Here is a 13,823-nt window from a genome sequence, read left to right as displayed (position 1 = left end):
AAAACAAACGGCAGAGATGGACTATGAGGAGCGGGTGCCCGCCGCGCCCAGGAACTCCTCCCAGCCGCCCACCGGGGCCTGACCCGGTGACAGCGTGCGCAGCTTGCGCAGCACCGCCGGGTCCTGCGCCTCCAGCCAGGCCACGAGCTGCTTGAAGGACACGAACCGGACCTCGTCGTGCTCGGCCATCCGGCCGATCGCCTCCTCGACGGCGTCCATGTAGATGCCGCCGTTCCAACGCTCGAAGTGGTTGCCGATGAAGAAGGGGGCGCGGTTGCTCTCGTACGCGCGCCGGAACCCGGCCAGGTAGGTGTCTCTGGTCTGAGCGCGCCAGGCGTCGAACTGGGTGCGATCGCCCAGGGGGTTCCCGCCGGACTGGTTGAACATCATGTTGTAGTCCATCGACAGCACCTGGAAGGAGTGGCCGGCGAAGGGTATGGACTGCAGCGGGAAGTCCCAGATCCGGCCGCCCTGCACCTTGCCCGGCCAGATCTGCAGCCCGCCCGGGGAGCTGGCGTCGTACTTCCAGCCGAGCGCGGCCGCGGTGGGCAGCAGGTTGGTCTGGCCCTCCAGGCAGGGGGTGCGGCCGCCGATCAGTTCCTTGCGGTAGTCGAAGGGCAGCGGTTCGAGGTCGGTGAAGCCGGTGTTCGTCTTCCACTTGGTGACGAAGCCGATCGCCTGCTCTATCTCGCTGCGCCACTCGGCGGACGACCAGTTGCGCACCCCGGTCGCGCCGCAGAAGTGCCCGTTGAAGTGGGTGCCGATCTCGTGGCCCTCCAGCCAGGCGGCCCGCACCTGCTGGATGGTGGCGTGGATGTGCCGGTCGGCGAGGTAGCCGATGTCGGACGCGCCGACCGCGTGCTGCGGCGGACGGTACAGGCTCTTCTTGGCCTCAGGCAGCGTGTAGATCCCGCTGAGGAAGAAGGTCATCTTGGCGCCGTGGTCGGACGCGACCTTGCGGAACCGGGAGAACAGCTGGTTGCTCAGCTCGCCGGCGCCGTCCCAGGAGAACACCACGAACTGCGGCGGCTTCTGGCCCGGCTTCAGCCGGACCGGCTTCGGCTGGTGCGGCTGCGCGCCGGTGTCGGCGGTGGACCCGTCGCCTATGGGCTTGGCCGGCCGGGCCTGCTTGGTGCCCTTGCCGTACGCCGGGTCCTTCCCGCCGACGGACAGCCCGCCGGCGGTGGAGCAGGCGGACAGGGCCCCGAGGGCGCCCGCGGCCGCCCCCGCCGTCAGCACACGCCTGCGTGAAATGCCGCTCATGTTCTTCCCCGGTTTCCTCGTCGCGGCTCCCTGCGGAGCCTTCTCGCTGTGCGGTCGACGGGTTCGATGAGGGGTCCCTGCGGAAAGATCGCGGCGGCCGGGACGTGTTGCCGTCCTGTGACACTTGTGGCGCGCTCATGACGAACCCCGCTGCCCGGGAGCGGACAGCGGGGTTCGCGGGATTCTCGGAGAGGCTTCGGTCAGGCGCCGGTACCGGAGTTGAAGACGGTCAGGAAGACGGAGGAGGAGTTCCCGGACACCGGGACCGCCCCGGCCGTCCACGTCACCTTCAGCGGGTCCCGCTCGTCAGGCGGGGTGACCACCAGCGCGGCCGGCGTGGCCGTCTTCGCGCCGCTGATCTCCGGGTTGGAGAAGGTCAGGCCCGCCCAGGCGCTCTGTCCGGGCCGCAGAGTCACCGTCACCGGCGAGCCCCCGGACCGCTTGGGGTCCGGGCCGAGCTGGGTGCCGGAGGCGTTCACGAAGGCCGCGCCCGGATAGCCGCGCAGAGTGCAGATCCGGGCGGACTTGTTCGTGAGCACGATGGGGAAGTTCTCCTGGCCGGCGCCCGGGTTGTTGCGGCCGACGGCGGCGCGCAGCTCGGAGGTGTGGCACCGGGTGCTGCCGCTCTGGGTCGTGGTGCCGGTGCGGGAGGCGGTGGCCTTGCCCGGGGCGGAGGACGACGTGCCGCCGTCCGGTGTCGAGGCGGCGGCGGACGTGCCGGAGGAGGGCGAGCCGCCCGTGGCCTCGGTCGCCGGACCGGCCGTACCCGGCACCGTCTGGGGTGTCGACTGGGTGCCGGGGCTGCCGCAGGCGGTCAGGAGGCCCACTACGGCCGCCGTGCCCGCGAGCAGGGCCGCGCGCTGCAATGACCGGGATGAGTACGCCATGTCGCTCAACACTCCTGGATGTTCGCGGCGCGCGGCTCACGCGTGCCTTCGGCGCCGGGTGCGCCGTCATCACAGTGCGATGCCGGGGCCACCGGAAAGGTTCGGGACTCGCAGGGTTCTTTTCCCCGATTTGACCCCGCCCGACCTCGTGCGGCGTGTCAGGTGACCCGAAGGGAGCGGAGTATGGCCTCGGTCGCGTCGTCTTCACCCTGTTGGCGCACCTGCACGTACACCTCCGGCCGAGTGGAGCCGTCCGCCGGGCGGAGTGCGGACTCGGTGACGGAGCCGCCGTCCGGGCAGGCGTTCCAGCTCCGGATCACGCCGCGCCAGCGGGCGCCGGTGAAGGTGCGGCTGCCGGTTTCGTGGCAGCCGGAGTGGGCGAGCGCCTTCACCCGGGCGGTGACGTCGCCGTGCTCGCTGACCCCGAGGAAGACGCCGTCGACCGCGGTCTTCAGGTCGGACCAGTGCGCCACGTCGTCGGCGACCACCAGGCCCGGCTCGTGCCCGGCCGGCAGCCCGAGCGCGTGCGGATCCCAGCCGGAGCCGCGCACCTGCCGGGCCCAGCCGGCCGGCACCTGCACGGCGATCCGGCCGGTGGAGTCCTTCACCGTGGACTGTTCGGCGGTGTCCGGCCGGTGGAGCACCACCGTGACGGTGACGGCGGCGGCCCCGGCGGCGAGCACCGCGGCCAGCACCAGCGTCCCGGTGCCGAGCCGGCCCCGGACGCCGTCGAGCCGCCTGCCCGGCCGGACGCCGGAGGCCGCTGCCAGCCGTTCCAGTTCGTCCGCGAACGCGTGTGCTCCCGGCCAGCGCCGCTCCCGGTCCGGCTCCAGGGCGCGCAGCAGCGCCCGCTCGACGTCCTCGCCGAGGTCCGGCCGCAGCCGCCGGAGCGGTACGACCCTCCCCGGCGGCCCGGGCACGGTCCCGGTGACCAGCTCGTAGCCCACCGCGCCCAGGCTGTAGACGTCGGCGCGGGCGTCGATGCCCTCCCCGGGCTCGGCCTGTTCCGGCGGCTGATAGCCCGCCGAGCCCGCCGCGAGCGTGAGGACCGAGGCCTGCGCGAGGCTCTTGGCCAGCCCCAGGTCGGCCAGCAGCAGTCGCCTCTCGCCGTCCGGGGCGGTGTGCAGCAGCACGTTGGTCGGCTTGATGTCGCGGTGCACGATGCCCGCCTCGTGCAGCGCGGCGGCGCTGCGCGCGGCCTGCGCGGTCAGCACGAGCGCCTGGGGCACCGGTAGCGGGCCGGCCGCCAGCAGATCGGCGAGGGTGCCGCCGTCGGCGTACTGCATCACGAAGTACGGCCTGCCGTCCGGAAGTTCACCGATGTCGTAGACCTGGACGACCCGGCTGGAGCCGGCCCGGCGCAGCAGCCGGGCCTCGGACAGGAAGCGCTCCCGGATGTCGAGCCGGTGGGCCCAGTTCTCGGCGAGGACCTTCACCGCCACCAGGGCGTCCAGCTCGTCGTCGTGCGCGAGCCACACCGTGGCGAAGGCGCCGGTGCCCAGGGTTCGTTCGAGGCGGTAGCGGCCGATCCGCTCCAGGGAGTGCATACGACTATCATGCCTGCCCTGAGATCGACTTCGAGGGGGACCCTGACGTGCAGGATGGGGTGACGGCCGAAGACCTCGCCCGGCGTGCCGCGGCGGGCGACCGAGCGGCCCTGGACCGGCTGCTGGCCGAGCTGCGGCCCGAGGTGGTGCGCCGCTGCGGGCGCTTCCTGCCCTGCCGGGAGGATGCCGAGGAGGCCGCCCAGGACGTGCTGCTCCAGGTGGCCCGGCACATCTCCGCCTTCGAGGGCCGCAGCCGCTTCAGCACCTGGCTCTACACGGTCGTCGCCAACTGCTGCCGGCAGAAGTACCGCGAGCTGAAGCGGCGGGCGGCCGAGCAGCCCGTGGTCATCGAGCCCGCCGAGCACATCGACCCGCGCACCACCAGCGTCATCGCGGGCTCCCGGATCGATCTGCTGGAGGCCCTGGACCGGCTGGAGCGCGAGCATCCGCACCTGGTCGCGCCGCTGGTCTACCGGGACATCTGCCAGCTGGAGTACGCCGAGGTCGCCGAGCGCGTCGGCATCCCCCTCGGCACCCTCAAGTCCCGGCTGCACGAGGCCCGCAAACTGGTACGGCCCTGGCTGCGGGGCTACTGAACCCCTGTCACTGGTCCTCCTCTCACTGGTCCTCCTCCAGCAGCGACAGCTCCGCCCAGATCGTCTTGCCCTCCGCGGTGTGTCTGCTGCCCCAGCGCTGGGTGAGCTGGGCGACCAGCAGCAGCCCGCGGCCGCCCTCGTCGAAGGTCTTGGCGCGCCTCAGGTGCGGGGCGGTGTGGCTGGTGTCGGACACCTCGACGATCAGCGTGACGGGGTCGTGGATCAGCCGTAGCCGTATCGGGTGGGCGCCGTACCGGATGGCGTTGGTGACCAGCTCGCTCACCACCAGCTCCGTCGTGAACCCGATCTCGCTCAGCGACCAGCGCTCCAGCTGGTCCAGGACCTGCTTGCGGATCGGTGCGACCAGCGCCGGATCGGCGGGGATGTCCCAGGTCGCCACCTGGGAGGAGGGCAGTCCCCGGGTGCGGGCCAGCAGCAGCGCCACGTCGTCGGCGGTGCCGCCCGCCGGCAGCAGCGCGTGCAGGATCTGGTCGCAGGTCTCGTCCAGGGAGTCCGCGTAGGCCCGCAGCGCCTGGAACAGCTGCTGCCGGCCGGTGTCCCCGGCGCGCTCCCGGGACACCACCAGACCGTCCGTGTACAGGGCGAGGACGGTGCCCTCGGGCAGCCCTACCTCGGCCGACTCGAACGGCAGCCCGCCCAGGCCCAGCGGGGGACCGGCGGGCAGGTCCAGCTGGTGGGGCTCGCCCCCCGGCATCAGCACCACCGGCGACGGATGCCCGGCCCGGGCCAGCGTGCAGCGCCGCGACACCGGGTCGTACACGGCGTACAGACAGGTGGCGCCGACCTCGCCGGGGCTGCCCTCGCCGCCGGACTCCTCGGACAGCCGGACCACCAGGTCGTCGAGGTGGGTGAGCAGCTCGTCCGGGGCCAGGTCGATGTCGGCGAGGGTGCGCACGGCGGTGCGCAGCCGGCCCATGGTGGCCGAGGCCTGGATGCCGTGCCCGACGACGTCCCCGACGACCATCGCGACCCGCATCCCGGACAGCGGGATCACGTCGAACCAGTCGCCGCCCACCCCGGCCCGGGCCGCCGGCAGATAGCGGGAGGAGGCCTCCAGGGCGGCCGTGCGCGGCAGCGAGCGGGGGAGCAGACTGCGCTGCAGCGCGAGTGCGGTCTCGCGCTCACGGGAGTAGCGGCGCGCGTTGTCGATGCAGACGGCGGCCCGGGCGGTGATCTCCTCGGCCAGCAGCATGTCGTCGTCGGTGAACGGCTCCGGGCACCGGTGCCGGGTGAGGACCGCCACCCCGAGGGTCAGTCCGCGGGCCTGGATCGGCACGGCCATCGAGGAGTGGATGCCGAACTCCCGCACCCGCTCGCCGCGCACGCTGCTCCAGGTCAGCCACTGGGCCATGTCGCCCCCGGCCACCGTGGTCCGGATGGTGCGGCCGGCGGTCAGCGCGTCCGCCTGTGGGGAGAAGTCCGGGTAGACCTCGATCTGCCCGGGCTTGGCGACCGCCTCCGGAATGCCCCGCAGGATCGATTGATGGGCGGCCCGGCGCAGGTTCACCGGGGCCGTGATGCGGGCCGGGGGCTCGCCGCCGTACTCCTGCGGGTCCAGCAGGTCGATGGTGACGAAGTCGGCGAGTGCGGGCACGCACACGTCCGCCAGCTCCTGCGCCGTACGGGTGACGTCGAGGGTGGAGCCGATGCGCACGCTGGCTTCGTTCAGCAGCTGCAGCCGCTGCCGGGCCCGGTGGTTGTCGGTGACGTCGTGTGCCGCCAGGCACACACCCCGCACCCGGCCCTCGGCGTCGGTGACCGGCGCCAGCCGGGCCAGCCAGGCGCGCGCCCGGTCGTCGACGCCGGTGCGCATGAAGGTCTGGATGTCCAGCGGCCGGCCGGTGGTGAGGACCTGGAGCATGTTCTGCTCCAGCTCCTCGCTCTGCTGCTTGCCGCCGATCTCCGCGATCCTGAGGCCCCGCACGCGCTCCTCGGGCAGGCCGATCACCTCGGCCATGGCCTCGTTCATCCGGCGCAGCCGCAGCGCGTCGTCGTACACGGCGACGGCGCACGGCGACTGGATCAGCCCGGCCCGGCCGAGCGGATCGTCGTCGGCGCCGGGGTCGCGGGCGGTCAGCGGGGTGACCACGAGCCAGTCGCCGCAGTGCCCGTCGCCGGGTGGCCGGCGGTGGGCGAGCAGCCACACGGAGACCGTGCGGCCGTCCCGGTGGCGCAAACCGACCGTCCCCTCACAGCGCCCGCCGGAGGGTACGACCGGGGAGTCCTGCCCGGCCAGCAGTACGGTCGCGGGGCGGCCCACGACCTCGTCGGCCGGGTGGCCGAGCAGGCGCCGCGCGCCCTCGTTCCACTCCACCAGCGTTCCGTCGTCGTCGATGACAGCCCGGGCCGTTGCCGCATCGTCGAACGGATAGACCCGGCTCATCGTCGCCGCTCCCAAGCGCACACTCACAGTGAACAGGTGGCACCACTTGCGTTCCAGCGTAGTGCGTCGCGCACTCCCGTGAACCCCGACCCCCCTCGGACCGGGCCGATCCGTCGAACACGGTCAAGGGGGAATTCAGGCCGAAGTGCCGGCCGGGGCAGGTGCAGGGTGCCGCACCCTTGACGATCGCGTGTGGCAGTCCGTCAGAATCTGTTTGTTCACGATCAGTTGTGAGTACTTCTGGGCCCTGATGAGGGAGAGCCGCCATGACGGTCACTCGCAGATCGGTTCTGGTCGCAGCCACGGCAGCGCCCGCGGCCGGAGCACTCCTGGGCGGCCCGGACGCCGCGGCCGCACCGGCCGCCGGGGCGTCCGGTGCCGCGCCGGGACGCCACACCGTCCCGCTGCGCGACGGCTGGCGCTTCGCGCTGGTCAACCCGGGCGGTATCACCGACCCGACCGGCGCCTACGCGCAGGCCGCCGAGCCGGGATACGACGACTCGGCCTGGCGCCAGGTGGCCGCACCCCACGACTGGAGCATCGAGCAGACCCCCACGACGGACCACGGCACCACCAGCGGCACCGGCTTCCTCCCGGGCGGCCTCGGCTGGTACCGGCTGGCCTTCACCCTGCCGCCCGCCCACGCCGGCAAGCGGATCTCGGTGGAGTTCGACGGCGTCTACATGGACTCGTACGTCTACTGCAACGGCACCGAGGCCGGCCGCCACCCCTACGGCTACACCGGCTTCGCCCTCGACCTCACCGACCTGGTGCACACCGACGGGAGCACCCCGAACGTCCTCGCGGTCAAGGTCCAGAACCAGCTGCCGAGCAGCCGCTGGTACTCGGGCAGCGGCATCTACCGCGAGGCGCGCCTGGTGATCACCGAGCCCGTGCACGTGGCCCGCTGGGGCACGTACGTGACCACACCCGAGGTCGGGGCCGAACAGGCCGTGGTGCGGGTCGCCACCACCGTGCGGGGCGAGTTCGGCACCAGCACCGACGTCGAGGTCCGGTCCCGTATCACCGGCCCCGACGGCCGCACGGTCGCCCGTACATCCACCACGGTCGCCGTCTCCGAGCAGGCCACCGAGACCCACGAACTGACCGTCCCCGAGCCGCTCCTGTGGGACTTCGCGAGTCCGGACCACCGGTACACCCTGCACACCGAACTCCGCGCCGGCGGCCGCACCACCGACACGTACCGCACCCCCTTCGGTATCCGCACCCACCGCTTCGACCCGGACGAGGGCTTCTCCCTCAACGGCACCCCCGCCAAGATCAAGGGCGTCGACCTGCACCACGACCAGGGTGCCCTCGGTGCGGCGATCAGCCTCGACGCGGTGCGCCGGCAGATGACGATCATGAAGTCGATGGGCGTCAACGCCTTCCGCACCTCGCACAACCCGCCCTCGCCCCAGATGATCCAGGTCTGCGAGGAGCTGGGCATCGTGATGATGGTGGAGGCCTTCGACTGCTGGAAGACCGGCAAGACCAGGTACGACTACGGCCGGTTCTTCGACCAGTGGTGCGAGAAGGACGCCACGGAGATGGTGCTGGCGGCCCGCAACTCGCCCGCCGTCGTCCTGTGGTCCATCGGCAACGAGATCCCCGACTCCACCTCGACCGCCGGGCTCGCCATGGCCGACCGGATCATCGGCGCGATCAAGGCCGCCGACGACACCCGCCCGGTCGTCATCGGCTCGAACAAGTACCACGGCGTGCCCGCCACCGGTTCCGCGGCCGACCGCATGCTCGCCAAGCTCGACGGCCTGGGCCTGAACTACAACACGGCCAGGTCGGTCGACGCCCTGCACGCCAAGTACCCCCACCTGTTCCTCTTCGAGTCCGAGTCCTCCTCGGAGACCTCGACCCGGGGCTCGTACCAGGAGCCGGAGCACCTCAACACCGGCGAGAACCACACGCCGGGCAGGCGCGAGACCTCCTCCTACGACAACAACCTCGCCTCCTGGACGATGAGCGGCGAGTACGGGCACAAGAAGGACCGGGACCGGAAGTGGTTCGCGGGGCAGTTCCTGTGGTCGGGCATCGACTACATCGGCGAGCCGACCCCGTACGACGTCTTCCCGGTGAAGGCGTCCTTCTTCGGCGCCGTCGACACGGCCGGCTTCCCGAAGGACATGTACCACCTGTTCCGGAGCCAGTGGACGACCGAGCCGATGGTCCATCTGCTGCCGATGACCTGGAACCACGAGGAGGGCGACACGGTCGAGGTCTGGGCGTACGCCAACGTTCCGTCCGTCGAACTGTTCCTCAACGGGCAGTCCCTCGGGGTGCGGGAGTTCGACGTCAAGAAGACCACCGACGGCCGCGGCTACCTGGAGACCACCGAGGCCACCGGTGACGACCGGACCTTCACCGACGGCCCCTACCCGGGCAGTTACACCAGCCCCAACGGCAGCGCGGGCAAGCTGCACCTGACCTGGAAGGTGCCGTACCGGCCCGGTGAGCTGAAGGCGGTGGCCCGGCGCGACGGCAAGGTGGTCGCCACCGACGTGCTGCGCACCGCGGGCGCTCCGCACGCCGTGCGCCTGAGCGCCGACCGCAGGTCCCTCGCCGCCGACGGCCGTTCACTGGTCTTTGTGACCGCCGACATCGTGGATGCACACGGAGTGGTCGTGCCCGACGCCGAGCACCTCATCGCGTTCGACGTGACCGGCGGCTCCCTGGCCGGCCTCGACAACGGCCGCGAGGAGAGCGCCGAGCGCTACCAGGCCAGCACGCGCACGGCGTTCCACGGCAAGGCCCTCGCCATCGTCCGTTCCGGCGGCGAGCCGGGCACGCTGAAGGTCACGGCGCGGGTGGACGGCCTGCGCAAGGGCACGGTGAGCGTGCGCACCACACCGGCCCGCGGCGCCGCCACCACCGCCGCGCCCGCCTTCGAGCCCGATCATCCGGCAGCCCCCGGCCATCCCTACGCGGACGCCAGTTACTCCGGCCGCCCGGACACCCTGCCCGCCGCGATGCTGGACGGCGACCCGGCCACCGGCTGGTCCAACGCCTTCGCCAAGTCGGCCACGGCCCTGTTGCCCGCCTTCAACGGAGCCCGCGCCGAGGACTGGGTGTCGGTCGACTTCGGGCGGGCCCGGACCGTCGACCGGGTCGCGGTCTCCTTCACGGTCGACGGCACCCACGCGCTGCCCGCCAAGGCCGAGGTGGCGGTGTGGGACGGGCGTGCCTATGCGCCGGTGACGGGTGTGAAGGTGGACTGGGCCACCGCCTCGGACAGCCCGACGGCGATCACCTTCGACGCGGTACGCGGTTCACGCGTGCGCCTCACCTTCACCAGCGCGTATCCGGGCGAGGCCAGGGGAGCGGTGCGCATCAGCCGGCTCGACGTCTAGGGGGTGTCTTCCTGGCCCGGTCGAGGGTCCGGACGAGGGCGGCGTTCGCAGTCGCCCTCGTCCGGACCGTTGACGGAGTGTCATGTCTGGAACAAACATGGTGTGCATCCGCATCTGGGAGCGCTCCCATCGTGGGGGCGCCACCCGCACCTCCCCCGAGGAGTCCAGACGTGAAACGACGCAGCACCGCCTTACTGTCCCTCACCGCCGTGCTGACGGTGGCCTTCACCACGCTGCCGGCCGGCCCGGCCGGGGCCGGGCAGAGCACCGTGCGGGAGGTGTACGAGCCCGACACCGGTCCCCGGGTCCGCGTCAACCAGGTGGCCTACCTGCCGGCCGGGCCGAAGAACGCCACCCTCGTCACCGATGCCACCGCCCCGCTGTCCTGGCGGCTGGAGAACGCCGACGGGCGGACGGTCGCCCACGGCCGGACCGTACCGCGCGGCACCGACGTCTCCTCCGGGCAGAACGTCCACTCGATCGACTTCGGCGCCTTCCACGGCCGCGGCACGCACTTCACGCTGGTCGCCGACGGGGAGACGAGCCGCCCGTTCGACATCGGGGCGAGCGCCTACGAGCGACTGAGCCTCGACTCGCTGAAGTACTACTACACCCAGCGCAGCGGCATCGCGATCCGCGACGACCTGCGGCCCGGCTACGGCCGCCCGGCCGGCCATCTGAACACGGCCCCCAACCAGGGCGACGCGAACGTCCCCTGCCGGCCGGGCCTGTGCGACTACACGCTGGACGTCACCGGCGGCTGGTACGACGCCGGCGACCACGGCAAGTACGTCGTGAACGGCGGCATCTCCACCTGGGAGCTGCTGAGCACCTACGAGCGTTCCCTGTCGGCCCGCACCGGGCGGCCCGGGCGGCTCGGCGACGGGAGCCTGACCCTCCCCGAGAGCGGCAACAAGGTGCCGGACGTCCTCGACGAGGCCCGCTGGGAGCTGGAGTTCCTGCTGAAGATGCAGGTCCCGGACGGGCGGCCGCTCGCCGGTATGGCCCACAGCAAGGTGCACGACGCCCAGTGGACCGGGCTGCCCCTGCTGCCCGGCGACGACCCGCAGAAGCGGGAGCTGCACGCCCCGACCACCCAGGCCACGCTCAACCTGGCGGCGACCGCCGCGCAGGCCGCCCGTCTGTACCGGCCCTACGACCGGGCGTTCGCGGCGCGGGCGCTCACGGCCGCCCGCAAGGCCTGGCAGGCCGCGCTCGCGCACCCGGACACGTACCCCGACCCGAACGACGGCACCGGCGGCGGCGCCTACCCCGACGACAGCGCCTCCGACGAGTTCTACTGGGCCGCGGCGGAGCTGTATCTCACCACCGGGGAACGGGAGTTCGCGGACTTCGTGCTGAAGTCACCCGTCCACACCGCCGACATCTTCGGCCCGCTCGGCTTCGACTGGGGCCGCACGGCGGCGGCCGGCCGCCTCGACCTCGCCACCGTGCCCAACGAGCTGCCGGGCCGGGACCAGGTCCGCCGGTCGGTGATCAAGGGCGCCGACACCTACCTGGCAACCGCCGCGTCCCAGCCGTACGGCATGCCCTACGCACCCGACGGCAACCTCTACGACTGGGGCTCCAACGCCCAGGTCCTCAACAATGCGCACGTCATCGCCACCGCCTACGACCTGACGGGCGCGGCGAAGTACCGGGACGGCGCGCTGGAGGGCATGGACTACGTCCTCGGCCGCAACGCGCTGAACATCTCCTACGTCACCGGCTACGGCGAGGTCAGCTCCCATCGGCAGCACAGCCGTTGGTACGCCCGCGAACTCGACCCGAACCTGCCGGATCCGCCGCGGGGCACCCTCGCCGGAGGCGCCAACTCGAGCATCCAGGACCCGTACGCACAGAGCAGACTGCAGGGCTGCACGGGCCAGTTCTGCTACATCGACGACATCCAGTCCTGGTCCACCAACGAAACGGCTGTCAACTGGAACGCGGCGCTGGCCTGGATTGCCTCGTTCGTGGCGGACCAGGGGTAGGGGTGCCTCCTGCGGATCACCCGGTCACTTGCGGTATCCGAGGATGGTCATCATGCCGCTCTCCGAGTGGTACTGGTTGTGGCAGTGGAACATCCAGAGGCCGGGGTTGTCGGCGTCGAACTCGACGACCAGCTTGCGGTGGGGCAGGACGATCGCGGTGTCCTTGCGTGCGCCGACGGCGTCCAGGCCGGTCATGGCGAACGTGTGGCCGTGCAGGTGCATCGGGTGCCACATGTCGGTGGCGTTGATGAGCGTGAGCCGCACCCGCTCACCGGCGCGGACCGGGTGGCGCTGGCGGTCGTCGTACTGCTGGTGGTCGAAGCCCCAGTCGTACCTCGCCATGGTGCCGGTCACCCTGATGCGCATCTCACGGTCGGGTTCGCGGTCGTCGAGGGCCACGGAGTCGTGCGGTACGAGACGGCGGGCCGGGACGACCTCCCTGTCGAGCTCGGCCGGGCGGACATTGACCGGGGGAACGGTTCTCCCCTTGTCGGTGCGCAGGACGGCGAGGGCCCGGCCCTTCTTGCCCTCGGCCAGCGCGACCAGGGGGAAGACGCCGTCCTTGGCGGTGACGAGAACGTCGTAGCGCTCGGCCATGCCGATGAGGAGGGCGTCGGTCGTCTTGTGCTCCACCGGGTAGCCGTCGGTGTGCGTGACAGTCAGCCGGTGGCCTCCCAGTGCGACGCGGAAGGCGGTTTCGGAGCCGGCGTTGATGAGGCGCAGCCGGATGCGCTCCCCGGGGCGGCACCGGAACATCGAGGGCTGGGTGGGCATGCGGCCGTTGGCGAGGTAGAGGGGATAGTTCACGCTGCCGGCCTCGCTGCGGAGCAGCTGGCTGCGCGAGCCGTGCAACACGCGGTTCGGGCCGGAGGACTTGTGCGAGGGCGAGGCGTGCGGGCTCGCCGGCTTGCCGGCACCGTGTCCGCCCTGTCCGGGACCCATGGCCATGGCGCCCGTCTTCATGCCCGTGCCCGGCTTGAGCTGGGCGAGCACCCCGTCGGGGGTGGAGCCGTCCACACCGTCGAGCCAGTCGTCCAGGATGACGATCCACTCCTTGTCGTACTTGAGGGGCTCCTTGGGGTCGTCGACGATGAGCGGGGCGTACAGACCGCGGTCCGGCTGGAGCCCGACGTGGGAGTGGAGGAAATAGGTGCCCGGATGGGAGACGGTGAAGCGGTAGGTGAAGTCGGTTCCCGCAGCGATGGCCCGCTGGGTCAGGCTCGGAACTCCGTCCATGTCGCAGCGCATGCGCACGCCGTGGGAGTGGAGCGTGGTGGTCTCCGGCAGCCGGTTGGCGAGCGTGAGGCTGAGGACGTCGCCGGCGGTGACGCGCACCAGCGGCCCGGGCAGCTGATCGTGGTAGGCCCAGGTGCGCACGTGCCGCCCGCCCAGGTCCAGCGTTGTTTCGGCTGCGGTCAGCTTCAGCATGCGCACCGGGCCGGAGCCGCGCTTGCGCTCCGCGGCGCGGACCTCCGGACCCGACGGGTCGACATATCCCTTGGGCCCCGGGGGGACGAAGTCCCCTTCGCCGGCCGCCGCGCCCCGTCGGGGGCCGGAGCGGGATTGGGAGCCGGTGTCGGTGCAGGCAGCCAGGAGTCCCGCGCCGGCGGCAGCGAACGGGGCTCGGAGCAGGGTACGCCGCGAAGGTGTGTGCATGAATGAAATAAGACACGTTTTGTGCTGATATGTGAGGGAACCTCGGCGGCGCGTCTGATGATGTCGGCTCTCGGAGGCGGCAGAGCCCGGCCGTCTCGGGCGTCGTCGTGG

General features: G+C 71.9%; 8 protein-coding genes. 3 read left to right on the top strand and 5 right to left on the bottom strand.

Going from position 1 to position 13,823, the window contains the following annotated elements:
* Nucleotides 1-21 precede the first annotated feature (21 nt).
* The 3 genes from ACFY3C_RS00345 to ACFY3C_RS00335 form a co-directional block, all read right to left on the bottom strand.
* Nucleotides 22-1,263 (bottom strand): hypothetical protein, encoded by a 1,242-nt coding sequence (locus tag ACFY3C_RS00345; RefSeq protein ID WP_386578046.1) that lies wholly within the window; start codon nt 1,261-1,263, stop codon nt 22-24.
* A 200-nt stretch (nt 1,264-1,463) separates the two neighbouring features.
* Nucleotides 1,464-2,150, bottom strand: coding sequence for a DUF4232 domain-containing protein (locus ACFY3C_RS00340; protein WP_390769102.1), 687 nt, complete (start codon nt 2,148-2,150; stop codon nt 1,464-1,466).
* A 158-nt stretch (nt 2,151-2,308) separates the two neighbouring features.
* The gene (locus ACFY3C_RS00335) at nt 2,309-3,697 is read right to left on the bottom strand and encodes a serine/threonine-protein kinase (RefSeq protein WP_390769101.1); all 1,389 of its coding nucleotides are present in this window, start codon (nt 3,695-3,697) and stop codon (nt 2,309-2,311) included.
* Nucleotides 3,698-3,756: 59 nt separating this feature from the next.
* Between ACFY3C_RS00335 and ACFY3C_RS00330 the strand changes: the two genes are divergently transcribed.
* Entirely contained in the window at nt 3,757-4,293 is a 537-nt protein-coding gene (locus ACFY3C_RS00330; RefSeq protein ID WP_389172543.1) for an RNA polymerase sigma factor, read from the top strand.
* Nucleotides 4,294-4,315: 22 nt separating this feature from the next.
* Here ACFY3C_RS00330 and ACFY3C_RS00325 read toward each other — a convergent pair whose 3' ends face one another.
* On the bottom strand, nt 4,316-6,697 hold the full coding sequence (locus tag ACFY3C_RS00325; RefSeq protein ID WP_390769100.1) for a SpoIIE family protein phosphatase: 2,382 nt from the start codon (nt 6,695-6,697) through the stop codon (nt 4,316-4,318).
* A 266-nt stretch (nt 6,698-6,963) separates the two neighbouring features.
* On the opposite strand from ACFY3C_RS00325, the gene ACFY3C_RS00320 reads away from it, so the two are divergent.
* A complete protein-coding gene (locus ACFY3C_RS00320) occupies nt 6,964-10,062 on the top strand; it encodes a glycoside hydrolase family 2 TIM barrel-domain containing protein (RefSeq protein WP_390769099.1) in 3,099 nt (1,032 codons plus the stop codon).
* A gap of 218 nt (nt 10,063-10,280) precedes the next feature.
* Entirely contained in the window at nt 10,281-12,056 is a 1,776-nt protein-coding gene (locus ACFY3C_RS00315; RefSeq protein ID WP_390769530.1) for a glycoside hydrolase family 9 protein, read from the top strand.
* Between the two features lie 24 nt (nt 12,057-12,080).
* Here the strand turns inward: ACFY3C_RS00315 and ACFY3C_RS00310 are convergent, their stop codons facing one another.
* Nucleotides 12,081-13,712, bottom strand: a complete 1,632-nt coding sequence (locus ACFY3C_RS00310) for a multicopper oxidase family protein (protein ID WP_386578053.1) — start codon at nt 13,710-13,712, stop codon at nt 12,081-12,083.
* Between the last annotated feature and the right edge of the window lie 111 nt (nt 13,713-13,823).

Source organism: Streptomyces sp. NPDC001410 (assembly GCF_042895235.1).
Lineage (GTDB): Bacteria > Actinomycetota > Actinomycetes > Streptomycetales > Streptomycetaceae > Streptomyces.
The sequence above is the reverse complement of the archived record's forward strand: the minus strand, read 5'-3'. Positions and strand labels throughout refer to the sequence as shown.

What these genes read in the sequence shown, in the direction of transcription:
- ACFY3C_RS00345 (WP_386578046.1), bottom strand. Translation starts at nt 1,263, where the DNA reads ATGAGCGGCATTTCACGCAGGCGTGTGCTGACGGCGGGGGCGGCCGCG.
- ACFY3C_RS00340 (WP_390769102.1), bottom strand. Translation starts at nt 2,150, where the DNA reads ATGGCGTACTCATCCCGGTCATTGCAGCGCGCGGCCCTGCTCGCGGGC.
- ACFY3C_RS00335 (WP_390769101.1), bottom strand. Translation starts at nt 3,697, where the DNA reads ATGCACTCCCTGGAGCGGATCGGCCGCTACCGCCTCGAACGAACCCTG.
- ACFY3C_RS00325 (WP_390769100.1), bottom strand. Translation starts at nt 6,697, where the DNA reads ATGAGCCGGGTCTATCCGTTCGACGATGCGGCAACGGCCCGGGCTGTC.
- ACFY3C_RS00320 (WP_390769099.1), top strand. Translation starts at nt 6,964, where the DNA reads ATGACGGTCACTCGCAGATCGGTTCTGGTCGCAGCCACGGCAGCGCCC.
- ACFY3C_RS00310 (WP_386578053.1), bottom strand. Translation starts at nt 13,712, where the DNA reads ATGCACACACCTTCGCGGCGTACCCTGCTCCGAGCCCCGTTCGCTGCC.